Genomic DNA, 21853 nt, shown 5'->3' with positions numbered 1-21853 from the left:
CAGAACGAATTCAAAATGTACGCACGCCATCCCAGACATTGCAAAGGCCACGATAGCGCGTCACCATGTCGGCGATTGCTTCGTCGTCGCTGATCAGGCCGTTCAGCCATTTGCGTGCCGCGTCACCAAAGATTGTACGCCCCACTGCAAAGCCTTTGACGAGGTCGAATTCGGCAGCAATTGCAAGGCTGGCTTCCAGTTCTTCGGCAGGTGCGTCCAGCCCCAGAACAACGATGCCGCGTGTGTGTGCATCGTTGCGTATGATCGCGTCACAGGCATTGGCCCAGGCTGCTTTGGTTTTCATGGGCTCGAGCTTCCACCAGTCGGGATAAACGCCGATTTCATAAAACCGTTCGATCACGCGTGCTGTGGTGTCATCGTCGATGGGCCCCGCTTTGGAAGGAATGATTTCTAAAAGGAATTCCAGTCGATTGCGCCGAGCGGCTGCAAAAAGACGTGAAACTGTTTCTTCCTGTTCTGCCTTGAACTCGGCTGTGTCATCCGGGTGGTAGAAGCATAGCAACTTCACGACATTCTCTACAGGCCACTCGACCAGTCCACCGCAGTCTGGTCCGAGTTCCGGTTCCAGCTTGAGCGGACGTGAACCAGGCCACTCGGTCGGACGTCCAATCCACAAGCCCGTGCCGGCAGCCCGGTAAAGAGCATCGCGGCCCAGTCGCCCATCACATAATATGCCGTAACCTTCAGCGCCGTTCGCCACTTGCAAGGCTGCTTTCAGGCAAAGTTGCTTGAATTCACCGATCTTGTCGGTCGAAACGCCCGCCTCAGCGACCATTTCTTCCAACTGGACGCGGTGGTCAAAGGCGAAAACGCGCATATGTGGCCAGTGACCGTTGCGATTGGTGGACCAATGAATCTGCTCCAGAGCAGTGTCCATGCGCAAAGCCCTGTTGCGAATGCCGCGCTGCAGGAAGAATTGCAGTTCCTCCCAGCTTGGATAGGCAGGTGTGCAGCCATGACGCGACACTGCAAAAGCGCCGCAGGCATTGGCGAACTTCAGGCAGGTCGGCCAGTCTTCATCCTTCAGCCAGCCTCGCAAAAGCCCGGACATGAATCCGTCGCCTGCGCCGAGTACGTTGAAAACGTCAATCGGGAAGCCTTCGCCGGTCTGTCCTTCGTCGAGGCTTTCAGGAATTGGGCCTTCGAAAACCACTGCCCCCATGGGGCCACGTTTGCAAACCAGTGCAGCGCCTGTTACGGCCCGCACAGCTTTCAGTGCCTGAAGCGTATCTGTTGAGCCGCCTGCAATATGAAACTCTTCTTCTGTTCCGACGACAAGATCAAATAGGTGGAGCGTCGATTGCAGTTTTGTCGTGACATCTGCGGATTCGATAAAACGGTTTTCGCCATCGCCGTGTCCGGAAAGCCCCCAGAGATTGGGGCGATAATCTATATCGAGCGCCGTTCGGCTGCCATTGTCGCGCGCAAGACGGATTGCTTTCAGGACAGCTGCTTCCGTCTTTGGATGGGATAAGTGTGTGCCAGTAGCCAGAACACAGCCCGCTTCGGCGATGAAGGCCGGATTAATGTCGTCCTCGCACAATGCCATGTCGGCACAATTCTCGCGATAGAATATCAGCGGAAAATGCTGCTGGTCACGAATGCCGAGAATGACGAGGGCGGTCAGGCGCTCCGGGTCGGTGACGATGCCGCGCGTGTCAACGCCTTCGCGTTCCAGTTCGCGCAGGAGGAACCGCCCCATATGCTCGTCGCCGACGCGCGTAATCAACGCCGATTTGAGGCCAAGGCGCGCAGTCCCGGTTGCGATATTGGTGGGAGAGCCGCCCACATATTTGTTGAAAGATGCCATGTCTTCCAGAAGGCCGCCAACCTGCGCGCCATACAGGTCAACCGAAGATCGGCCAATCGTGATCAAGTCCAGCCGCTTCACTACAATCCTCCCTCGCTACTTTCTTATTGCTGCAAGGCTGTGCATGATTCATGCGCACATAGCAGTTATTCCATTTTTGATTAAAATGGATTTATTATTCTATTTCAACTGAAAAATGGAATATGCACGGGAAGGGTCAATCGCTTTGACGCGCGGTGCCAACGGCGACAGCGAGCGCTATGGCGAGACAAAGCGTTGCGGAGAGTGAACGGAAGGCACCGAAATCCACCTCGGAAACAAGCAATATCTGCTTCGCGGATTTGCTCATCGGGCTGACAAACGTGTCGGTTATGCCGACGACATCGATACCGCGTGCGGCGACAGTTTCGGCCATGGCGACCGTTTCCGGTGAGTAGGGCGAAAACGTAATCGCCAGAAGTACGTCGCCTTCTCGGATAGCATGCAGGTTCTCCAGTTTGCCGACAGCACTGTGCAGCATGGCAGGCACTTGCATCTTCTCCAGCGCGTAAGCCAGGTAGCTAGCGACGGGAAAAGCACGGCGGATGCCGACAATGTGGATTGTCTGTGCACCGGCCAAAAGTTGAACTGCCTTTTCGAGCGCTTCCGGATCAATGGTTTTGAGCAAGCCTTCAAGAGACGTGCGCCCTGCTTCAGCAAATTCGGCAAGGAGGGCCGGCGCGCTGCCCGTTGCGGTCTCGCGTAAATGCTGCAGTCTGGTTGAATAGTCAGGCCAACCTCCCGCATAGGAATCCCGGAACAGCTTTTGCATTTCCGAAAAGCCTGAGAAACCCATGATCTGGCAGAAGCGCATGAAGGCGGAACTCTGCACCCCAGCGCCTTCAGCCATCTCGGCGACGGTCGACACTGCGATACGATCCTGGTTGGCAGCAACGAAATCGGCGCACTGTTTCAGTCTCTTCGGCAAACGGTCGGAAACCTCTAGCAGCTTCGCCTCGAATTCCTTGATATTCGTTGGAACGCTGATTGATGACGGTGTAGGGGAATCCATCATTGGCCTCTCCATATGATCTCTTGACAAACTTTATGTCACATTCTAGCAAAATAGAATAAATATTCTATAACATATCTTCGGCTGACTGAAGGTGACCAGTTTCCTGGGAGGATGAGGCAATGGTGACACGTTTGGCACTGCTCGGCGCGGGCCGTATCGGCAAGGTTCATGCCGGCGCAATCGCGGCGGACAAGCGGGCTCAACTAATCGCCGTTGCGGACGCCAACGAGGCGGCGGCAAGGGCAATCGCCGATTCTGCCGGGGCGGATGTTCGCAGCATTGATGCTATCGAGAAATCAGATGACATCGACGCAGTGCTCATATGCACACCGACCAATACACACGCCGATCTTATCGAACGGTTTTCGCACGCCGGCAAGGCTGTTTTCTGTGAGAAGCCGATCGATCTTGATATTGCACGTGTTCGAGCTTGTCTCGCTGTCATTCGTGATACCGGCGCGAAGGTGATGCTGGGTTTCAATCGCCGTTTCGATCCGCATTTTGCGGCAGTCCACAAGGCCATCGAAGATGGACGCATCGGCAATGTTGAAATGGTAACGATTACCAGCCGCGATCCGGGTGCGCCGCCTGCAGAATATATCAAGGTATCCGGCGGCATTTTCCGTGACATGACGATCCATGATTTTGACATGGCACGTTTCCTTCTCGGTGAGGAAGTCGAGAGTGTATCGGCCTCGGCCTCAGTGCTTGTCGATCCAAAGATCGGAGAACTCGGGGATTACGATAGTGCGAGCGTCATCCTGACGACCCCTTCCGGTCGACAGTGCGTTATTTCCAATTCACGTCGCGCTTCCTATGGTTATGACCAACGGATCGAAGTCCATGGATCTTTCGGCGCCGTTTCGGCGGAGAACCAGCGTCCAGTCTCGATAGAAATAGCTTCCAGAGATGGCTATAACCGCCCGCCGCTGCACGATTTTTTCATGACGCGCTATACCGCTGCTTACGCAGCGGAAATAGCCTCGTTTATCGATGCACTTGATACAGGCAAAGCACCGCACCCTTCGGCAGAGGATGGGTTGCAAGCTTTGGCTCTGGCTGAGGCGGCTCTTCGTTCGGTCAAGGAAGGCCGCACTGTCAAAGTTGCGGAAGTTCTCGGATAAGGCGGCAATTTTGTTTGCCTTTTTCCGCAATCGGCTGCGATATGCGGGGCATGGCCTATAAGATCGATGATTTGCCTTTTGAAGAGTTTTTCGTACCCGTGAACAAGGCTACGGCGGCTCTGGTGCGGCTGGACGAGCGGCTTTCGCGCTCGCCCATTCGCGAAGGTATGGTCGAGCGGATGCATATGCACGATGCCGTCGCTTCGATGTGGCTCGAAGCTGAGCTTGTGCATATGGAAGACTTGGTCTTGCACGACGCCTTGATGGACAGCCGAATGCCAAGCCATGCGCTGACCATCGCACATGCCGTATTACGCATGCGCCGACAGATTGCTGGAAGGTCCGCTGATTGGGCTCTTGGCCCGATCGGCATTCAACAATTGCTCGGTCGAACGGTTGATACGACACCTCCAGAAATTGAGCCGTCAGAGGGAACGGACGACGAAGTCAATCCGTTGTTTGATGATATTGACAATTTGCTTGCACGGACTGACGCACTTTTGAAAGGCGGAGTTCCAGGCAAATCCAAACCAGAAACGACTGCGCGGGATACGCTACTTTACGACGATGACTGGGATGAGGATGCGCGTTTGCAGGAATGGCGGGATTGTGTTGTTGGGACTAGGCATCTGCCGCCACTTATGCGCGCCGCATTGATCCACGACGCATGGTTTTCTCTGGAGGTTGTACAGCGATCGTCATGGATTGGCCGATTGCTGACTGCCGCCTTCTTGCGTCAAAGTGGTCTTGCAATGGGGCATCTGCCGGCGATTAGTCTCGGCCTTCGCACAAAGCGACCGGATGAACGGCGTTCGGCCAACCGTCTGATCCGTCTCAAGGCGTTTTGCGAAAGCATCGAAGATGCAGCCGATACGACCATGAAGGAGCACGACCGACTGCTTCTGGCGCGCGAACAGATGCAGCGTAAGCTCAAGGGGCGCAGGTCCAATTCGCGATTGCCACAATTGATGGAGATGGTTCTGCGCAGTCCCGTTATTTCCAGCCAGATGGTGGAGAAGGAACTGCAGGTTACACAACAAGGGGCGCTGAAGCTGATTTCGGAACTCAATTTGCGGGAAATCACAGGGCGGGGGCGGTTTCGCGCGTGGGGAGTTCTTTAAATCGGCTTCATGCACTTGCTGCGAAGATGGTCAGCGAAGAGCTGAAATTCGTTGCGGCGAGCGGCGTTGGAGCGCCAGACGAGAACCAGTGAACGGTAATTGTTCCTGCCCTCATAAGGAACGATACTCAGCTCTGTTCCGCGGGTAACTCCGGCTTTGACCGCGACTTCCGGCAATAGTGTAACCCCCATCCCGAAATCGACGAGTTGTACCAAGGTCATGATGGATGTGGCGTGAACGTCGCCACTCGCTTGAGCTGGGGTAGAACCTATAGCAGCCATGACGTGTTCACGAAGGCAATGCCCGGTTTCCAGCAAAAGAAACGGCTGGTCCTGCAAGTCGTCTGCGTCGACCCGGTCGCGATTGGCTAGGGCATGATCGCGTCGCACTGCCAGATAGAAGATGTCCCGACCAAGCTCTGCTACCTCAAATTCATCAAGGTCGTAGGGATGGGCTACGAGTGCGACATCTAGCGAACCCGAACGCAAACTGTCGAGCAACGATCGCGTAAGGCCCTCGCGAATGGTCAACTGCAGTTCGGGAAAGGCTTTGGCGGTGGCTGGCAGGACTTTAGGTAGCAGAAAAGGTGCTATCGACGGAATGACGCCCATTCGCAATCTGGTCGTCAGCGGTCGCTCGGCCTGCCGCGCATGTTCGGGTAGTTCTTCAATGAGGGCTATGATCGTACGAGCGCGCGCCAAAAAATCTTCACCGGCAGGCAGAAGCTGCATTCTTCGGCCCGAGCGATCGATCAGTATTACACCAAGTTCTGTCTCGAGCGTCTGGATCGCCGCACTCAGCGTCGATTGGGTAACGCCCACGACCTCGGCTGCACGCGAAAAGGACCCCGCTTTGACAAGGGCCATAAAGTAATGGAGCTGACGGATGCTTATGTTGAGCATTGAATCTTTCGATTTTTCTCCATCGTTAAAATCGATGGATTTGATCGTTATAATCGTTTTGACCGATTTAACAAGAATCCTTATATATGAATCGCAGACGGAAAATTCTGAAAATTCAGAAATTTCCGCATAACAATTGAATTTACAGGCAGGTATAAAATGCTCGGTATCGGTGACAAGCTTCCCTCCTTCAAGGTCACCGGCGTAAAGCCCGGTTTCAACCATCACGAAGAAAATGGCGTTTCGGCATTTGAAGAAATCACCGAAGCAAGCTTCGCGGGCAAGTGGAAGGTTATCTTCTTTTACCCGAAGGATTTTACCTTTGTGTGCCCGACCGAAATCGCTGAATTTGCGCGTCTTGCTTCTGATTTCGAAGATCGCGATGCAGTCGTTCTGGGCGGTTCGACCGACAATGAATTCGTGAAGCTTGCGTGGCGTCGCGATCACAAGGACCTCGACAAGCTGCCGATCTGGTCGTTTGCCGATACCAATGGTTCGCTGGTCGATGGCCTCGGTGTTCGTTCGCCGGACGGCGTCGCATACCGCTACACCTTTGTTGTCGATCCGGACAACACGATCCAGCACGTTTACGCAACCAACCTCAATGTTGGTCGCGCTCCAAAAGATACGCTGCGCGTTCTCGATGCGCTGCAGACCGATGAGCTTTGCCCATGCAACCGCGAAGTCGGCGGCGAGACGCTCAAGGCTGCCTGATAGGCCCTGATTGGTTTGCAGAAAGGCGGGTCAAGGCCCGCCTTTCTTTTATCTAATATCCAAATGACAGATAAAGAGGGTTCCATGTCCATTGATGATCTGAAGTCAAAGATCCCGGATTTCGCCAAGGACGTTCGTCTCAATCTTTCGTCGATGGCAAGCGACGAAACTCTGACATCGCAACAGAAATACGGTCTGTTTGTCGCCTGCGGCATTGCCTCCCGAAATGCCGATGTGCGCAAGGCGCTTGTTGCCGAAGCAGCTGCCAAGGTCGATGCTTCCGTCATTCAGGCGGCAAAGTCTGCTACGTCGATCATGGGCATGAACAATGTCTATTACCGTTTCGTGCATCTTGCGACCAACAAGGATTACCGCACCATGCCAGCGAAGCTGCGCATGAATGTAATCGGTAATCCTGGAGTAGATAAGGTTGACTTCGAACTCTGGTCGCTGGCTGTGTCTGCGATCAACGGTTGCGGCATGTGCATCGATGCGCATGAGGATGTCCTGCGCAAGGCCAATGTGACGTCGGAAACGATCCAGACCGCCGTACGTTTTGCATCGATTATCGAGTCAGTGGCTATCGCACTGGAAGCTGCTGACACCGAATAAGAGTAGCAAGTTCCTTTAAAGAAAAGCCCGCTTGGATTAATCCGAGCGGGCTTTTTGTTTCGTAGGGTTTATTACTCGTCGCGCTTGAACGAGATGAAGGCAAAACCGATCAGCGATATAACCGCGGCAACAGACATGTAATAGCCGACATAGTTGAAGCTATAATGCGTTGCGAGCCAGGTTGCGATATAGGGTGCAACCGAAGCACCGAGGATACCCGCCAGATTGAAGGTCAATGAAGCGCCAGTGTAGCGCACGGAAGTTGGGAACGGCTCGGCCAGAGCAGCACCAATTGGACCGTAGGTCAGGCCCATCAAGCCGAAGCCAATGATGAGGAATGCGAGAACACCAGCCGTACCAGCCATGAACAACGGCGCCATGATGAAGCCGTAGAGGCCGATCAGGACAGTGACGATGATCATGACTGGGCGCATGCCGAAGCGGTCGGACAATAGGGCTGCCACCGGAATCATGAGCCCGAAGAAGATTACGCCGACCATCTGAAGGATAAGAAACTCCTCACGGCTGTAACCAAGTGCGCGTGTGCCCCAACCAAGTGAGAAGACAGTCATAAGATAAAACAGGACGAAGGTTGCAACCGCACCGATGGTGCCGAGGAGAAGGCTCATCTTGTGCTGCTTGAACAGGGTTGCGACCGGTACCTCGACGCGTTCAGCCTTGTCGATTGCCTTTTGGAATTCTGGCGTTTCAGCGATTTTCAGTCGGATGAACAACCCGACACCGACCAGAAGGGCGCTGGCGATGAAAGGAATGCGCCAGCCGAAAGCAAAAAACTGTTCTTCAGTGAGAGCTTCAGCCAGGACAAGGAAGATGCCGGTTGCTAGAATGAAGCCAACCGGCGCGCCGAGCTGCGGGAACATGCCGTACCACGTACGCTTGCCTTCCGGCGCATTTTCAGTTGCGAGCAGGACTGCACCGCCCCATTCACCACCAAGGCCAAGCCCCTGACCCAGACGGCAGAGAGCCAGCAGAAGTGCCGCCCAGACGCCGATGGAGTCGTAGGTTGGCAGGAAACCAATGGCGACCGTGGAAATGCCCATGGTCATGAGCGCGGCAACCAACGTCGCCTTGCGTCCAACTTTATCGCCGAAGTGACCAAACAGGGCGCCGCCGATAGGGCGGGCAAAGAAGGCAATCGCGAAGGTCGCGAGTGACTGTAGAAGCGCAGAATTGCCATCACTCGCAGGGAAGAACAGATGCGGGAATACGATCACCGCAGCGGTGGCATAAATATAGAAATCGAAGAATTCGATCGTTGTGCCGATCATGCTTGCGGCCAGAACGCGGCGTGCGGAATTTTTCTGCGGAGAAACCGCTACAGCGACAGTCATTGTTTCAAATCCAATACTTGCGGGCGTCTAGATTGGGGGAGGAGCCCGAGATGTGGTTTCTTTAAAACCGCAGAGTATGGAATCGCAAGCAGAAAACGGCTTTTGAGCAACTTTATAAGTTCGGATGCGCTGTTTTGGAAAGAAAAGCGAAAATGGATAAAATTCCCGTCATCACTCGGCTCGGTCTTTCAATTGTCGTGACTGATGACTAGATTTCCGGTGTCGTCCGTTTGGAAATAAAGATGTATCGAGCAAAGTACGATATCGGAGTAAGGAGTACAGCGCGAGGCCATGCGGTCTTGCGTTTGCCTTCCCGTGTATTCGTGACATTGCTTTCGTTTCTGTTTCTCGTTTCCGCGCAACTTTGTTATGCGATGTCGCATGATACACCATCTGTGCAGACAGTTTCCGAATGTCATGTGAACATTTCGGATCATATGGACGACTCGGCTATGTTGGCGGACAAAGGCAAGGCTGCACCGATGGATCACGGTGCCAAAACGCCAGATGCTTGTGTCATGATGACATGTGGCTGTGTTGTCCAGTTGGCGACGGACTTGCGCGCGTTTGTTCCAGCACAGGATTTTGGCTTGCCGCCGCTGGTCGCGGCGCTGAACGGCAAGTCTCCAAATAGAGATCTGCGACCTCCAATATCGCCTCAGGCTTGATCTGGAAATCGCCGTCAAAGGTTTGGCGGCTATTATGATTATTGTCTGGAGAATAACCATGACTGGAATTACACGTCGCCGCCTGCTGACCCTTGGGGCAGGGGCTGCCTTTATTACAGCAATTCGCCCCTTTGACAGCCGGGCACAAGATGCACATCAGCATATGGGGCACGGCGCATCTGCCCAGTCAACCGCTCGAGCCGGTCGTCCTTTGCCCTTACCGGCTCTGCTCGAACCCGATGCATCAGGTGTTGTTAAACTGAAAGTACAGAAGGGGCGACACAGTTTTGAAGAAGGAAGCGAAGCGGCATCTGCTGGCATCAATGGTGCTTACCTTGGCCCACTCGTCCGCTTGAAGAACGGGGAAACGGTTACCCTTTCCGTCAAAAATGACATGGATGAAGAAACCACGCTTCATTGGCATGGGCTGTTTGTTCCGTCTGTCCTCGACGGTGGACCACATAATCTGATAGCAGAGGGCACAGTGTGGAAGCCGAAAGTTACGGTTAACCAGCCGGCTTCGTTCAACTGGTTCCATCCGCATCTGCATGGAAACACCGCTCGGCAGGCGCATATGGGTATCGCTGGTTTGATGGTGGTTACGGATGGCAAGGATGCTGAACGCGGGCTGCCTGAAGATTACGGCGTGGATGATATTCCGCTGGTGCTTCAGGATCGCCGGGTGATTGAGGGCGATAAGGTTTATCAACCCGATATAATGGACTTGATGCATGGATTCCGTGGTGACAAGCTTATCGTGAACGGTGTCGTTTCACCCGAAGCGCGTGTCCCTGCATCCATCGTTCGCCTGCGTATCCTGAACGGTGCCAATGCGCGAAATTTTCATGTTCGTCTGAGTGATGATCGGCCTTTACTCGTCATTGCATCGGATGGCGGATTTATCGGAAAACCTGAGCCAGTCGAAAGGCTGACCATCAGCCCCGGTGAACGTTATGAGATTCTGGTTGATTTCTCCAACGGCGAGGCGGCTGACCTGCTGACCTATGGCGATGATAGCGGCGGCGATGATCTGCAATTGATGCGGTTTGTCGTAGACGCTGCATTGCAAGGGAAAATCACGACCCTTCCAGATCGCCTTGATGGTCCTGATACGCCTGATGAAAAACTTTCTGTAAAACGCCGTTCGTTCTTCTTCGACGAGCGGATGGCGGAGAATATGAGGCTGATGATGGCGAAGCCGTCAGCCGATCCTCATGCCGGTCATGACATGGGTAACATGGATATGGGCTCGATGCAGTCCGACGCCACCGATCACGATATGCATGGAGTTAGGAGTTCCGCCGATACAGGACCAGCGCTTGAAGCTTTGACCTCGGGCGTGGAAATGGCAATTGCGGGTAAGCCGTTTGATATGGACCGCATCGATGTCGAGGCTAAATTTGGCTCCTGGGAGATTTGGGATCTTGCAACAAAAGAGATGCCGCATCCGTTCCATATCCATGGAGCATCATTTCGCATTCTTTCCCTGAACGGTAAGGCCCCTCCAGCCCATCAATCGGGGTGGAAGGATACAGCATTGATCGACGGAAAGGCCGAAATACTCGTTCATTTCGATCGCGAAGCGGCGAAAAGCCATCCATTCATGTTTCATTGCCACGTTCTGGAACATGAAGATGTGGGTATGATGGCGCAGTTCGTAACGGTCTAGCCTGTAACGGGCCGTGTGACAGGCGGTTGTCACACGGCCCTCACTTTGACGATTTTATTTTCGAACAATTTCAGACAGTGTGCGTTGTCTTTTGGTCACGAAACAATGTGATCAGGAGAAAGAGATGCAACCGTTATTGATTGCTTCAGCAATGATGCTTTTGACAGTTCCCGCTGTCGCTGCAGATATGAGTGTCAAACTCTACGAAGCTTTGCCGATTGGTCAGGGGAAGGAGATCGGCACCGTGACGATCTCGCAAACTGCAGAAGGACTGCAATTCAAACCGGATTTGCGCGGCCTTCCCGCGGGTGAGCACGGTTTTCATGTTCATGAGAAAGGAAGCTGCGCGCCTGCCGAGCAAGATGGAAAAACTGTTCCGGCGCAAGCCGCCGGTGGGCATTACGATCCCTCACATTCCAAGCATCACATGGGGCCGGAAGGCGAAGGACATCTTGGTGATTTGCCTTTGCTCAAAACTGATGCCGAGGGCAATGTGACCCAAAGCGTTACGGCTCCGCGTCTCAAGTCGCTAGATGAAATCAAAGGCAGGGCTTTGATGGTTCATGTTGGTGGCGACAATTATTCCGATGAACCCAAGCCACTTGGCGGCGGCGGAGCGCGTTTTGCCTGCGGTGTGATCGAGTAGTCCGGAGCGAAGACCTATCCCCAGTTCTCGATGCGGATTTTGGAACCATCGGAGAAGCGCGATATATGAAACGCCGAAGGATCGACGATCGGCGCTTCTCCCGTGACCATATCGGCTACAAGTTTACCCGCGCCTGGGCCGATCCCGAAGCCATGTCCTGAAAAGCCTGTTGCCACGATCAATCCTTCAACGCCAGGAAGAGGTGAAATGACAGGAATGACATCGGGCATCGTATCGATGAGACCTGCCCATTCCTGTGCTATTGTGGCAGATGCGAAAGAAGGGATTGCCTGCTTCAGTTTCGCAAGCACTTGAGCATTGGCTGCCTTGTGCGGAGCAGGGTCGAGTGTACGAATTTTCTCGAAGACCGAGACCTGATCTGCAGGTCGGAGCTTCCACTGGAATGCTTCTTCGAAAAACCGTTCGCCAAACCGGAATCGCAATGAGCGCCATTCGGTCGAAAGCGACGGTATGAAATCGCGGAAAAACCGGAAACTATCGGGTACGATATCCGCAATGGATCCACCAAGGCTCGCTACCGTATAACCACCATCCAGCCGTTTGCGCAGGGCGAAGTCTGAAAATGCAATCGCAGGTTCCACACTGGCCTCGAGAGGTGTCGTACGGAAGACGGAAGAACGGACTTTCAGCTGCGGCAGGTGGGCATTGAATTCAGAAACAATAAGCTTGGACCATGCCCCTCCCGCGACAACCACCGCCTCACAGCGCAAGCGACCTTTTTCAGTCAGGACAGCGGTGGTTCGGCCATTGGTCGTCTCGATACCGCGCACGGCACAATTTTGTAGAATAACGGCACCATCCTCTTGTGCTTTTGCCGCACATGCCGGAACGGCCTTTTGCGGTTCTGCGCGGCCGTCGAGCGGTGTAATCATACCACCTGCGAGATGCCGAGTGACGCCCGGTGCGAGTGCCGTAACTTGTTTGCCATTGAGAAGTTCCGTCTTTATACCGTGTTCGTGAGCGATCTTGATCCATTCGGCATAAAGAGCCATTTGCTCTTCTTTTTCAGCCGTGTAAGCAATTCCAGTAACGTGGAAGCCGGTTTCGCGGCCCGTGCGTTTATTCATGCCTTCCCATAGTCGCATACTTTCAACGATGAGCGGCATTTCGCGGCTGTCGCGACCCGTACGACGACACCAGCCCCAATTGCGGCTCGATTGTTCGCCAGCGATTTCGCCTTTTTCAAGGAGGGTAACAGGGACGCCTCGCTCAGCCAGAAAGAGAGCCGTGGAAACACCGATGACGCCGCCGCCGATGATGGCGATTTTGGTTTCCTGCGGCAAGCTTTCGGCTGTCGCCACCTTATCCGTGACCGGCCCCATTTCAGTATTCTCCTGCGATGCGATTTGGTGATTTGAGCATGTGGAAGCACGGTAAACATGGCCCGCTTTCTGTTCACAATCAACCAGATACCCATTCGAGAAATACTTAATCACGATATTCCTGAGATATTCTATCCTGTTTCGGTAGCTTTCTGGAGAATGTATCTCTATATCCGCATCAACTGTAATTTGGATACGCGATCTGGCTCATGGACGCACGCAACCCGTACGACGACAGACAGGTTTCCGGTCATTCCGGTCCGGCGCTAACTTTGTCCGGTATCAGCCGTCAGTTTGGCCCGGTGCGTGCTCTCAATGGTATCTCTATGGACGTTCATGCGGGCGAGATTATCTGTCTGGTTGGTCATTCTGGCTGTGGCAAGACTTCTCTATTGCGCATCATTGCCGGCATTGATGCCCCAGACAGTGGAACGCTCACGATGGGAGGCAAGACGCTAGTCGGATCGGCGATATTTATTGAGCCGGAAAAGCGCAATGTTGGTGTCGTCTTCCAAGACTACGCCTTGTTTCCGCATTTGACAGTCAAAGAAAACATCCAGTTCGGCTTGCGGAGAATGCCTCGCGAAAAAGCGAATGTTCGGACAAGAGAGCTTCTAGAACTGGTGTCGCTCTCTCATATGGCGGATCGCTATCCGCATATGCTTTCAGGTGGTGAGCAGCAGCGTGTTGCTCTCGTTCGGGCTCTTGCGCCTAAGCCGCATCTTCTGCTGATGGACGAGCCGTTCTCAAATCTTGATCGAGGTTTGCGTGCCCGGGTTCGTCGTGAGACGGTAGCTTTGTTGAGGGAGCTCGGGACAACCGCGATTATCGTGACTCATGAAGCTGAAGAGGCACTGTCTACGGGGGACAGAGTTGTGCTGATGCGATCCGGCGAGATCGTTCAGAGTGGCAATGCGCGCGAACTCCATGATCAGCCAGCGAACCGTTATGCGGCAGATTTTTTCTGTGACTTCAACATGATACCGGGAAAAGTTGAAGGCGATAACTTGGTCACTCCCTTTGGGATTCTCGCCGCGGCTGAAAAGCTTGAACCAGATGTCGAGGCGTTCGTTTATCTGCGTCCGCGTGATTTTTCCATCCTGACTGACGGCGAGACTGGCGAAGATTCATTGCGAGGTCGCATTGAATCACGCACGTTTCTCGGTGAAATCGAAGAATTGGTCGTACTGGTGACAGACACAGCTTTTCGTTTGCGAGTACGCACAGAACTGCGGCTTCCCGCATCGACTACCAATATTGTTCTGTGCCCGCACTGGGATAAGGCGCTTATTTTCCCCAAATGACCGAAAATATATGTGTCAGAGTTGCATGGGTAATTGACCGTTAGCGAGCCTCACCGTATAACTTGATTACTTCGCTCATAATTCAAAATGAAATAGGTCCATCCGGAGGTAAAATGTCCAAATTTGCGCGTTCTGGTCTCGCTCTCGTCGCAATAGCGCTGTTCGCAGGAGCCGCCCACGCAGATGAAGTGAACATTTACACGACACGTGAGCCGGGCCTCATTCAGCCCTTGCTTGACGCTTTCAAGTCGTCCACGGGTATTACCGTCAATACCGTGTTCTTGAAGGATGGTCTGGCAGAACGTGTAGCCTCCGAGGGGACGAATTCGCCAGCGGACATTCTTATGACAGTCGATGCCGGTAATCTGGTTGATCTCGTCGATAAAGGGCTCACCCAGCCTGTCGATTCCAAGCTACTGAAAGAGGCCGTCCCAGAGCAGCTTCGCGATGCAAAGGATAACTGGTTCGCGCTCTCCATGCGGGCTCGCGTTGTTTATGCAGCCAAGGACCTTGAGCTCGACAAGATCAATTATGAAGATCTATCTGATCCGAAATGGAAGGGTAAGGTTTGTATCCGTGCAGGCCAGCATCCTTACAATACCGCGCTCTTCGCAGATTTCATCGCGCATTATGGTCCGGAAAAGACCGAAGAATGGTTGAAGGGGCTGAAAGATAATCTCGCACGCAAGGCTGCGGGCGGGGATCGCGATGGCGCCAAGGATATCGTCGGTGGTATCTGCGATATTGCAGTCGCAAATTCCTATTATGTCGGCCTGATGCGTTCGGGCAAGGGCGGTGATGAACAGAAGGCCTGGGGCGAAGGCATCAAGGTTCTGTTGCCTACCTTCAAGGATGGTGGAACCCAGGTCAACATCAGCGGTGCAGCTATTGCCAAGAATGCGCCGAACAAGGATGCCGCGGTCAAGCTGCTTGAATATCTGGTGTCTGATGAGGCCCAACAGATCTACGCCAAGGCCAATTTTGAATATCCGGTCAAGCCGGGTGCGCCCCTTGATCCAATCGTGGAATCGTTCGGGGAGCTGAAAATCGACAGCATTCCGCTGTCCGAAATCGTCAGCCATCGCAAGCAAGCAAGTGAACTGGTCGACAAAGTCGGTTTTGATAACTAAAAGCCGAATGACCTAAGCAGACTAACGCCGGTGCAGTTCATGCGCCGGCGTTGCACTATAGAGAGCCCAATGGAAACTTTTCCAGTTATGCGGAAACGATTTTTGCAGCCCGCAAGGGCAGGGCGCAGTTGGCTGTGGTTCTCCATTGTTGTCGCAGTTCTGGTTTTGCTGCCGATCCTCGCCCTTACGTTGGAAGCTATACAAGGCTCAACCCGACTATGGGCACATCTGTTCGCGACCAATCTGCCATCTGCTTTTCTCGAAACGGTAGTTCTGCTCACCGGGGTCGGCATTATTGCTGCGATTCTTGGTACATCGACGGCGTGGCTGGTTACTGCCTATGACTTTCGCGGGCGGGCTGTGTTGGAATGGGCGCTTTTGCTGCCATTGGCTGTGCCAACCTATATTATTGCTTACGCCTATCTTGATATCCTGCATCCTATTGGTCCGGTCCAAGGCGCGGTTCGTTTCGTGCTGGGATATGATAGCCCGCGCCAGTTGCGGTTACCCGATATCCGTTCGATGGCTGGATGTATTCTTCTTCTGGGTTTCGTTCTCTATCCTTATGTTTATATTCCCACGCGGGCTATGTTTCTCACTCAGTCTGCCAGTCTCATTGAGGCGGCAAGAACACTGGGTGTAAGCCGCAAGGGTATCTTCTGGCGAGTCGCCTTACCGCTAGCCCGGCCCGCTGTGGCGGTCGGAGTTAGCTTGGCCTTGATGGAAACGCTGAATGATGTGGGCGCCGCAGAGTTTTTGGGTGTTCGTACATTGACCGTATCGATTTACACGACCTGGATAACGCGTTCTGATTTGCCAGGCGCGGCCCAATTAGCGCTCGCTCTCTTGCTTCTGGTTGTTGCTCTGGTTTCGATTGAGCGTTGGGCCCGGCGCAAACAGCGCTTTGCTTCCAATATTCGTCACTCACGCGGCTTTGAGCCGTTGAAAGTTAAGCGAGGGCAGGCTGCCTGGTTGTTCTGTCTCTGCTCACTGCCCATCGTCATAGGATTCGTCATGCCTGCGATCTATCTGGTCGTGGAGGCCATAAAGCGCGTTCGCTTTGCCGGTGTATCCCCCCGATTGGTCGGCGAAGCTTTCAACACAGTCACTCTGGCTTCAATCGCAACAGTTCTGGTACTGATCTGCGGAATGCTTGTTGCATATGCGGTTCGGCTTTTCCCCAGTGCGATTTCACGCTGGTCTTATCGCTTTTCGACGATGGGTTATGCTGCGCCTGGAACCGTAATCGCTATCGGCATTCTTGTCGTTGCGAGTGGCTTCGATAGCCTCATCAATCAGTTTACATCACATATATTCGGGTTCTCGGCAGGACTGGTGCTGATTGGAACAGGCGCAGCGGTGATCTATGCCTACGTCGTCCGATTTCTCGCCATTTCTGCGGGTGGTATCGATTCCGGTCTTGAGCGCATTCCCTTGTCACTGGATCAAGCATCGCGCACCTTGGGACGTGGTGTGACGCAGACATTTTGCGCAGTTCATTTACCGCTTTCCAAAACGGCTATTGTTGCGGCTGGGCTACTCGTATTCGTTGATTGCGTGAAAGAACTGCCAGCTACACTCTTGCTGCGTCCGCTCAACGTTGAAACCTTTGCGACGCATCTTTATGGCGAAGCCGCACGCGGGACTTATGAAGAAGCGGCCATTGCCGCGCTCGCCATTGTGGTAGTTGGAATTTTGCCGGTGATATTGCTTGCCCGTGTCGGGAAACGTTATGGAAAGCGTGCCTGATCATCAATTCGGCGCGATATTCGCACCGTGTCCCTCTTTAATGGGTAGAAAACACAGATTTGTATATTACGGAATTCAGATTTGCTTAAATAGTTATTGGTAGTTTTGTCCAGGGAACAAAGCACAGTCTGAGTGATGCCTCTTGTTGTATTTTCATAAGAAGTGCACTTCGGACTAAAGCGGGGCGGTATGTTTAAAGTCCTGGAATGCGTGGCTGTACAGCACGATCAGCCTTTTGTTGTCTTGGCTGCATCTATTTCATTTGCAAGTATGTTTGCCTTTTTCCTATTGCTAGCACGTGCGCGAGAATGCACAAAAAGCCGCCGTGACAATTGGCTGGCAACGAGTGCGTTTGCGGGTGGGTTGGGTGTGTGGGCGACCCATTTCGTAGCCATGCTCGCTTATCGCGGCACGGTGGCTATCGAGTTTGACTTCACAATCACTGTTCTTTCGGCGGTGATAGCTGTACTTGGCTTTTGGCTAAGTCTGCGATTTCTCAAGGGGCCGACTTTCAGCAATATTCTGATCGCTGCCGTTTCTGCGACGTTATCGATTGCGGCAATGCATTTTACCGGCATGAGTGCGATCAAAGCTGCAGCTAATGTGCGCTATGATCTTCCACCGGTCCTCGTCGGCGGCATTATATCGACTCTATTGCTCATAGCCGCTTTTTGGTTTGTGACAAATGCATCGGGTTGGATGCGTATTGCACTTCCGACTGTTGGAGGGATACTCGCGGTTTGTACGCTTCATTTTACAACGGTTGCGTCAACCGAGTTGGTTCCGAATCCCACTCTTCCAGCGGCTGATCCGCTTGGCATAGGTCGCCTCTGGTTGACTGGTGCCATAGCTGCAGTTGTTTGTGTCGTCGCACTAACGACGATTGTTGCCGTATTCGTAGACCGCTACATGACAGACCTTAAGGGATTTGCGAACGCTACGCTGGATGGTTTGGCGGTGATCCGAGAAGGTGGAATCGTTGAAATGAACGCTCGGTTTTCTGAACTTATGCGACGTAGTGAAAAGGCGCTCGCTGGCGTTGCGCCGGATACCCTGTTATTGGCGGCTGATGGACTTCCCGTCTGTGCCCCCCGTTCGGAAGCAATTGAGGCCGCGCCGCGATTCCCAAATGACGAGCGCATTTTTGAACTTGCAGTTCACACGATCGAGTATCAGGGGCGTCCTTGTGAGGTTCTGGCGGTTCGCGACCTCACCGAAAAACGCGCGGCCCAGCGCCAAATCGAACATATGGCGCGGCATGACGCACTCACCGATTTACCTAACCGCATGTTTTTTGAGGAGCGTCTTTCGAATGCTGTAGCGCGCCGTAACCGTGAACCTTTCGCTGTACTGGCGCTCGATCTGGACCGCTTCAAGGCCGTGAACGATATTTTCGGTCATGCGGAAGGCGACCGCGTATTGAAAACGGTCTCCAACATTCTGAAGCGATCCATCAACGGCATAGATACAGCTGCGCGTATCGGTGGTGACGAGTTTATCATTCTACAGGTGGGGGTGCCACAACCCAAAGGTGCGCGAAAACTATCTGAGAAGATTCTGGAGACCTTCCGATCAGAACTGAATACCGTGCTCGATCCGACTGCTGTCGGTGTCAGCATTGGTGTCTCTGTATATCCGAATGACGGCAAGGACGTTGAAGCAATTCGGCATGCGGCAGATATTGCCCTTTATCGGGCTAAGACGGAAGGGCGGGGTACGGTTGCATTCTACTCACCGGAAATGGACCGTGAGATAAGCGAACGTCGCCAGATGGAGGCCGATTTGCGCCACGCGATGGTTCGCGGGCAGATCAGTATTGCCTATCAGCCATTGTTCGCGACGGTTGACGGAAGCTGCACAGGTTATGAAGCTTTGGTTCGCTGGAACCATCCAGAGCGTGGCCAGATACCGCCGGAAGTTTTTATCCCAATCGCTGAGGAAACGGGAACAATAATAGCTTTGGGCGAGTGGGTTCTGCGTGAGGCTTGTCGCACGGCTGCCGGATGGGACAAGCACCTGAACATAGCGGTAAATCTTTCGCCGGTGCAGTTTCGACTGGTTAATCTACCCGATACGGTCGGTTCGGCCCTCAAAGAAACTGGTCTGAATCCAGAAAGATTGGAACTGGAGGTCACGGAATCTGCGCTGATGAAGGATCGGTTGACGACACTTGAGCTGTTGCGTCGCATGAAAAAGCTGGGTGTTCGTATCGTTATGGACGATTTCGGCACCGGTTATTCCTCGCTCAGCAATCTTCAAAGTTTCCCGTTCGATAAGATTAAAATAGACCGTAGCTTTATCACCAGTATGGAAACTGATGTTAGCGCGCGGGCCATCGTACGAGCCATCGTCGGATTGGGGCGTAGTCTGGATTTGCCTGTGGTAGCCGAAGGTATAGAAACCTTCGATCAGCATCGCATGGTGACCGAAGAGGGCTGTGAACAGGTTCAGGGTTTTCTTTTCGGGCGTCCCGCCAACGCGCCAGCTGCCGTGGACCCATCATTGATGCTTCCCAGCAAGAAGGGCGGGGGGCAAGTAAAAGCCAGCTGATAAACTGCAGACATGTGAATAACTGTACCGCCTCGGTGTTGCTGAGGCCATTTTGTTGTGCCGAATTGTTACACCGCTGTCATATGATGCGATTGTGAATGAAATAGTCCAGTGGAACCTTTTGAGCAGGAAATGCAAATTTCTTTGTTCCTGGAATGGGTTACATGGGGTGAACCCGATCCTGCTCCGCGAATAGATTAATGTTTTCAACACGATATTTCGCGTTATCGCAATAATAAGTGAATTTATCCGAAGGAGCTTTCCGTGCTTCTAACACGTTGCGGCCACAAAGCGAAAGCTGAATAGGACGAACAGTAACAGTACTTTGGATCGTAGCGAAAATCTCGTAACAGAATTTCTCGATGCGCATCTTGGTGAAGTGGATGATGGAAACTATGCTTACTTCGCAACAATGGCTGCCAGTCGAGTTGCTCAATATCGGGTTGGCCGCTGCCCTTTTCTTCGCCTGCCTTGTACACTCACTGTGGAAGGCTGTCTTTGATGAGCTCAACCCGGTATTCTGGCGGCGCACGGCGTCGTTGCTCTGGGCGGGTATCTTCATTGTTGCACTGAGCGGCGGGATTGAAAGCTTCAACTGGCCACAGGCTATTGGCTGGCTTCTCGTTCTGGGCGGTGTGGTTGCGACCGTCACGCGTACTGGGATGAGCTATTATCGTCAGTATTCCGCTCATACATCGCGCGTTGTCCATTCGGGTCGCACCCGGCTCTCGGGACGATGATCGCCATGTTTGCAAAGACCGTAGAAATGCCTTTGCGGCTTCACCGCCCTCATAGTTTGCGCTCGTTTTTTATCCGCGCTTTTGCTGCTGCACGATCCCGTAAATATTCGTAGAGCGTGCACCTGATCGGCAGTAGCCAAGAATGGGTCCTTCGGCTTCATCCAACGCTGCTGCCATCGCATCCACATCTTCCTGCGTCAACTGCCCGCCAATGACCGGAATGTAATAGGTTGCAAGTCCAGCCTTCTCTGCCACACGTGCAATTTCGCTGAATTGAGGTTGCTCGGGGCCACCTTCGCCATCAGGCCGGTTGCAGATGATCGTGCGAAATCCCTCCGCAGCAATATCGCGCACATCGTCGGGTTCGATCTGGCCCGAAACCGAGTAATTGTCGTCTACTTGGCGAATATCCATCTTTTCCTCACTTGCCATCCAAATTGCGACGGCTTGTCCGGTGGCACCTTACATAAAAGTTGTTTTCATGCCACATGAAACTGTTGGGAGGATTGATGCGATGGCAGGTAAGCAAGTAAGATGACGATCCACAAGATAAGTCAGAGTGCTGCGCGCCTCGCGCATCGTGCGTCCAGCTTCCATGAGGGTATACGCATTGTACCGGAAGAAGTACCGGTGGCAGTAAGCTATAACGGCTCAACGCAAGCCGTGATGATGGCTACTCCTGACAATCTTGAGGACTTCGCGATCGGTTTCACTCTTACCGAGAATATCGTCGATCATGTTTCGGAGATAGAAGCGGTTGAGGTGGTAGCCTTTGAGAAAGGCATTGACGTTCAGATCAGACTGTCCGAACGCCCTGAGCAGAGACTTGCAGCGCGACGCAGATTTATGGCCGGTCCAGTCGGATGTGGTCTCTGCGGGATAGATTCCATCGAACACGCTCTGCGGCCGCTTGGGGCGCTCAGCGAGAATAGCCGAAAATTTGCCCCGCGCGATATCTCAATGGCTATCTCGTCGCTTGCGGAAGGACAACTGCTGAATGCGCAAACCCATGCGGTTCATGCTGCGGGTTTCTATGTTCCACGTGGGGGCCTCATAGCTGTGCGTGAGGACGTTGGGCGTCACAATGCTTTGGATAAACTCGTCGGTGCCGTCTCGCGTATCGGTTCCTCGCCGGAAAGCGGGATCGTTGCAATCACCAGCCGTGTATCGGTCGAAATGGTGCAGAAGGCAGTCATGTTTGGAGCGCCGGTTCTGGCGGCGATCTCTGCTCCGACGGCACTTGCCATTCGGACAGCTCTGGAATCGAATCTGACACTTGTTGCGTTGGTGCGAGGCGGTGAGTTCGACGTTTATGCTCACGGAGAACGCATCGTCGGAGAATGA

19 protein-coding genes are annotated in these 21853 nt (G+C 53.4%); 13 read left to right on the top strand and 6 right to left on the bottom strand.

Annotated features, from left to right (window positions below; all coding sequences use genetic code 11):
* Positions 1-10 precede the first annotated feature (10 nt).
* Together MKS82_RS20950 and MKS82_RS20945 are read right to left on the bottom strand one after the other, a co-directional pair.
* Positions 11-1912, bottom strand: a complete 1902-nt coding sequence (locus MKS82_RS20950) for a bifunctional 5-dehydro-2-deoxygluconokinase/5-dehydro-2-deoxyphosphogluconate aldolase (protein WP_109986439.1) — start codon at positions 1910-1912, stop codon at positions 11-13.
* A gap of 136 nt (positions 1913-2048) precedes the next feature.
* Positions 2049-2882 (bottom strand): MurR/RpiR family transcriptional regulator, encoded by an 834-nt coding sequence (locus MKS82_RS20945; RefSeq protein WP_109986637.1) that lies wholly within the window; start codon positions 2880-2882, stop codon positions 2049-2051.
* Between the two features lie 122 nt (positions 2883-3004).
* Here MKS82_RS20945 and iolG point away from each other — a divergent pair, with 122 nt between their 5' ends.
* Positions 3005-4009 (top strand): inositol 2-dehydrogenase, encoded by a 1005-nt coding sequence (iolG, locus tag MKS82_RS20940; RefSeq protein ID WP_109986440.1) that lies wholly within the window; start codon positions 3005-3007, stop codon positions 4007-4009.
* A 50-nt stretch (positions 4010-4059) separates the two neighbouring features.
* Complete coding sequence (locus tag MKS82_RS20935; protein ID WP_109986638.1) at positions 4060-5130, top strand: RHE_PE00001 family protein; 1071 nt, start codon at positions 4060-4062, stop codon at positions 5128-5130.
* Here the strand turns inward: MKS82_RS20935 and MKS82_RS20930 are convergent.
* Positions 5127-6032, bottom strand: coding sequence for a hydrogen peroxide-inducible genes activator (locus MKS82_RS20930; protein ID WP_109986441.1), 906 nt, complete (start codon positions 6030-6032; stop codon positions 5127-5129). The genes MKS82_RS20935 and MKS82_RS20930 overlap by 4 nt on opposite strands.
* 159 nt (positions 6033-6191) lie before the next feature.
* Between MKS82_RS20930 and MKS82_RS20925 the strand changes: the two genes are divergently transcribed.
* Both MKS82_RS20925 and MKS82_RS20920 read left to right on the top strand, forming a co-directional pair.
* Positions 6192-6746, top strand: coding sequence for a peroxiredoxin (locus MKS82_RS20925; protein WP_006469087.1), 555 nt, complete (start codon positions 6192-6194; stop codon positions 6744-6746).
* 84 nt (positions 6747-6830) lie between these two features.
* A complete protein-coding gene (locus tag MKS82_RS20920; RefSeq protein ID WP_109986442.1) occupies positions 6831-7358 on the top strand; it encodes a carboxymuconolactone decarboxylase family protein in 528 nt (175 codons plus the stop codon).
* 71 nt (positions 7359-7429) lie between these two features.
* On the opposite strand, the gene MKS82_RS20915 is transcribed toward MKS82_RS20920, so the two are convergent.
* Complete coding sequence (locus MKS82_RS20915) at positions 7430-8710, bottom strand: MFS transporter (protein WP_109986443.1); 1281 nt, start codon at positions 8708-8710, stop codon at positions 7430-7432.
* 242 nt (positions 8711-8952) lie between these two features.
* Here MKS82_RS20915 and MKS82_RS20910 point away from each other — a divergent pair, with 242 nt between their 5' ends.
* The 3 genes from MKS82_RS20910 (at position 8953) to sodC (ending at position 11693) form a co-directional block, all read left to right on the top strand.
* Entirely contained in the window at positions 8953-9378 is a 426-nt protein-coding gene (locus MKS82_RS20910) for a hypothetical protein (RefSeq protein ID WP_109986444.1), read from the top strand.
* Between the two features lie 58 nt (positions 9379-9436).
* Positions 9437-11047, top strand: a complete 1611-nt coding sequence (gene cueO / locus MKS82_RS20905) for a multicopper oxidase CueO (protein WP_109986445.1) — start codon at positions 9437-9439, stop codon at positions 11045-11047.
* A 124-nt stretch (positions 11048-11171) separates the two neighbouring features.
* The gene (gene sodC / locus MKS82_RS20900; protein WP_109986446.1) at positions 11172-11693 is read left to right on the top strand and encodes a superoxide dismutase family protein; all 522 of its coding nucleotides are present in this window, start codon (positions 11172-11174) and stop codon (positions 11691-11693) included.
* A 14-nt stretch (positions 11694-11707) separates the two neighbouring features.
* On the opposite strand, the gene MKS82_RS20895 is transcribed toward sodC, so the two are convergent.
* A complete protein-coding gene (locus tag MKS82_RS20895) occupies positions 11708-13036 on the bottom strand; it encodes an NAD(P)/FAD-dependent oxidoreductase (protein WP_181394231.1) in 1329 nt (442 codons plus the stop codon).
* A 209-nt stretch (positions 13037-13245) separates the two neighbouring features.
* On the opposite strand from MKS82_RS20895, the gene MKS82_RS20890 reads away from it, so the two are divergent.
* The 5 genes from MKS82_RS20890 (at position 13246) to MKS82_RS20870 (ending at position 20509) form a co-directional block, all read left to right on the top strand.
* The gene (locus MKS82_RS20890) at positions 13246-14340 is read left to right on the top strand and encodes an ABC transporter ATP-binding protein (RefSeq protein WP_109986448.1); all 1095 of its coding nucleotides are present in this window, start codon (positions 13246-13248) and stop codon (positions 14338-14340) included.
* A gap of 113 nt (positions 14341-14453) precedes the next feature.
* Positions 14454-15470: a Fe(3+) ABC transporter substrate-binding protein gene (locus MKS82_RS20885; protein ID WP_109986449.1), complete on the top strand. Its 1017-nt coding sequence runs from the start codon at positions 14454-14456 to the stop codon at positions 15468-15470.
* Between the two features lie 69 nt (positions 15471-15539).
* The gene (locus MKS82_RS20880) at positions 15540-17219 is read left to right on the top strand and encodes an ABC transporter permease (protein WP_109986450.1); all 1680 of its coding nucleotides are present in this window, start codon (positions 15540-15542) and stop codon (positions 17217-17219) included.
* A gap of 189 nt (positions 17220-17408) precedes the next feature.
* A complete protein-coding gene (locus tag MKS82_RS20875) occupies positions 17409-19769 on the top strand; it encodes a bifunctional diguanylate cyclase/phosphodiesterase (RefSeq protein WP_109986451.1) in 2361 nt (786 codons plus the stop codon).
* 362 nt (positions 19770-20131) lie between these two features.
* Complete coding sequence (locus MKS82_RS20870; protein WP_181394233.1) at positions 20132-20509, top strand: hypothetical protein; 378 nt, start codon at positions 20132-20134, stop codon at positions 20507-20509.
* A gap of 69 nt (positions 20510-20578) precedes the next feature.
* On the opposite strand, the gene MKS82_RS20865 is transcribed toward MKS82_RS20870, so the two are convergent.
* A complete protein-coding gene (locus tag MKS82_RS20865) occupies positions 20579-20923 on the bottom strand; it encodes a TIGR01244 family sulfur transferase (protein ID WP_109986452.1) in 345 nt (114 codons plus the stop codon).
* A 120-nt stretch (positions 20924-21043) separates the two neighbouring features.
* Between MKS82_RS20865 and fdhD the strand changes: the two genes are divergently transcribed.
* Positions 21044-21853 (top strand): formate dehydrogenase accessory sulfurtransferase FdhD, encoded by an 810-nt coding sequence (gene fdhD, locus MKS82_RS20860; protein WP_109986453.1) that lies wholly within the window; start codon positions 21044-21046, stop codon positions 21851-21853.

This window comes from Ochrobactrum sp. A-1 (assembly GCF_022488005.1).
In the GTDB taxonomy this organism is placed as follows: Bacteria; Pseudomonadota; Alphaproteobacteria; order Rhizobiales; family Rhizobiaceae; genus Brucella.
This window is presented reverse-complemented; position numbering and strand designations above follow the sequence as displayed.

Excerpts from the sequence above, each read along its gene's own strand:
- cueO (WP_109986445.1), top strand. The coding sequence starts at position 9,437 with ATGACTGGAATTACACGTCGCCGCCTGCTGACCCTTGGGGCAGGGGCT.
- MKS82_RS20865 (WP_109986452.1), bottom strand. The coding sequence starts at position 20,923 with ATGGATATTCGCCAAGTAGACGACAATTACTCGGTTTCGGGCCAGATC.
- MKS82_RS20880 (WP_109986450.1), top strand. The coding sequence starts at position 15,540 with ATGGAAACTTTTCCAGTTATGCGGAAACGATTTTTGCAGCCCGCAAGG.
- sodC (WP_109986446.1), top strand. The coding sequence starts at position 11,172 with ATGCAACCGTTATTGATTGCTTCAGCAATGATGCTTTTGACAGTTCCC.
- MKS82_RS20895 (WP_181394231.1), bottom strand. The coding sequence starts at position 13,036 with ATGGGGCCGGTCACGGATAAGGTGGCGACAGCCGAAAGCTTGCCGCAG.
- MKS82_RS20875 (WP_109986451.1), top strand. The coding sequence starts at position 17,409 with ATGTTTAAAGTCCTGGAATGCGTGGCTGTACAGCACGATCAGCCTTTT.
- MKS82_RS20945 (WP_109986637.1), bottom strand. The coding sequence starts at position 2,882 with ATGGATTCCCCTACACCGTCATCAATCAGCGTTCCAACGAATATCAAG.
- MKS82_RS20885 (WP_109986449.1), top strand. The coding sequence starts at position 14,454 with ATGTCCAAATTTGCGCGTTCTGGTCTCGCTCTCGTCGCAATAGCGCTG.
- MKS82_RS20920 (WP_109986442.1), top strand. The coding sequence starts at position 6,831 with ATGTCCATTGATGATCTGAAGTCAAAGATCCCGGATTTCGCCAAGGAC.
- MKS82_RS20910 (WP_109986444.1), top strand. The coding sequence starts at position 8,953 with ATGTATCGAGCAAAGTACGATATCGGAGTAAGGAGTACAGCGCGAGGC.
- MKS82_RS20890 (WP_109986448.1), top strand. The coding sequence starts at position 13,246 with ATGGACGCACGCAACCCGTACGACGACAGACAGGTTTCCGGTCATTCC.
- iolG (WP_109986440.1), top strand. The coding sequence starts at position 3,005 with ATGGTGACACGTTTGGCACTGCTCGGCGCGGGCCGTATCGGCAAGGTT.
- fdhD (WP_109986453.1), top strand. The coding sequence starts at position 21,044 with ATGACGATCCACAAGATAAGTCAGAGTGCTGCGCGCCTCGCGCATCGT.
- MKS82_RS20930 (WP_109986441.1), bottom strand. The coding sequence starts at position 6,032 with ATGCTCAACATAAGCATCCGTCAGCTCCATTACTTTATGGCCCTTGTC.
- MKS82_RS20925 (WP_006469087.1), top strand. The coding sequence starts at position 6,192 with ATGCTCGGTATCGGTGACAAGCTTCCCTCCTTCAAGGTCACCGGCGTA.
- MKS82_RS20870 (WP_181394233.1), top strand. The coding sequence starts at position 20,132 with ATGCGCATCTTGGTGAAGTGGATGATGGAAACTATGCTTACTTCGCAA.
- MKS82_RS20935 (WP_109986638.1), top strand. The coding sequence starts at position 4,060 with ATGGCCTATAAGATCGATGATTTGCCTTTTGAAGAGTTTTTCGTACCC.
- MKS82_RS20915 (WP_109986443.1), bottom strand. The coding sequence starts at position 8,710 with ATGACTGTCGCTGTAGCGGTTTCTCCGCAGAAAAATTCCGCACGCCGC.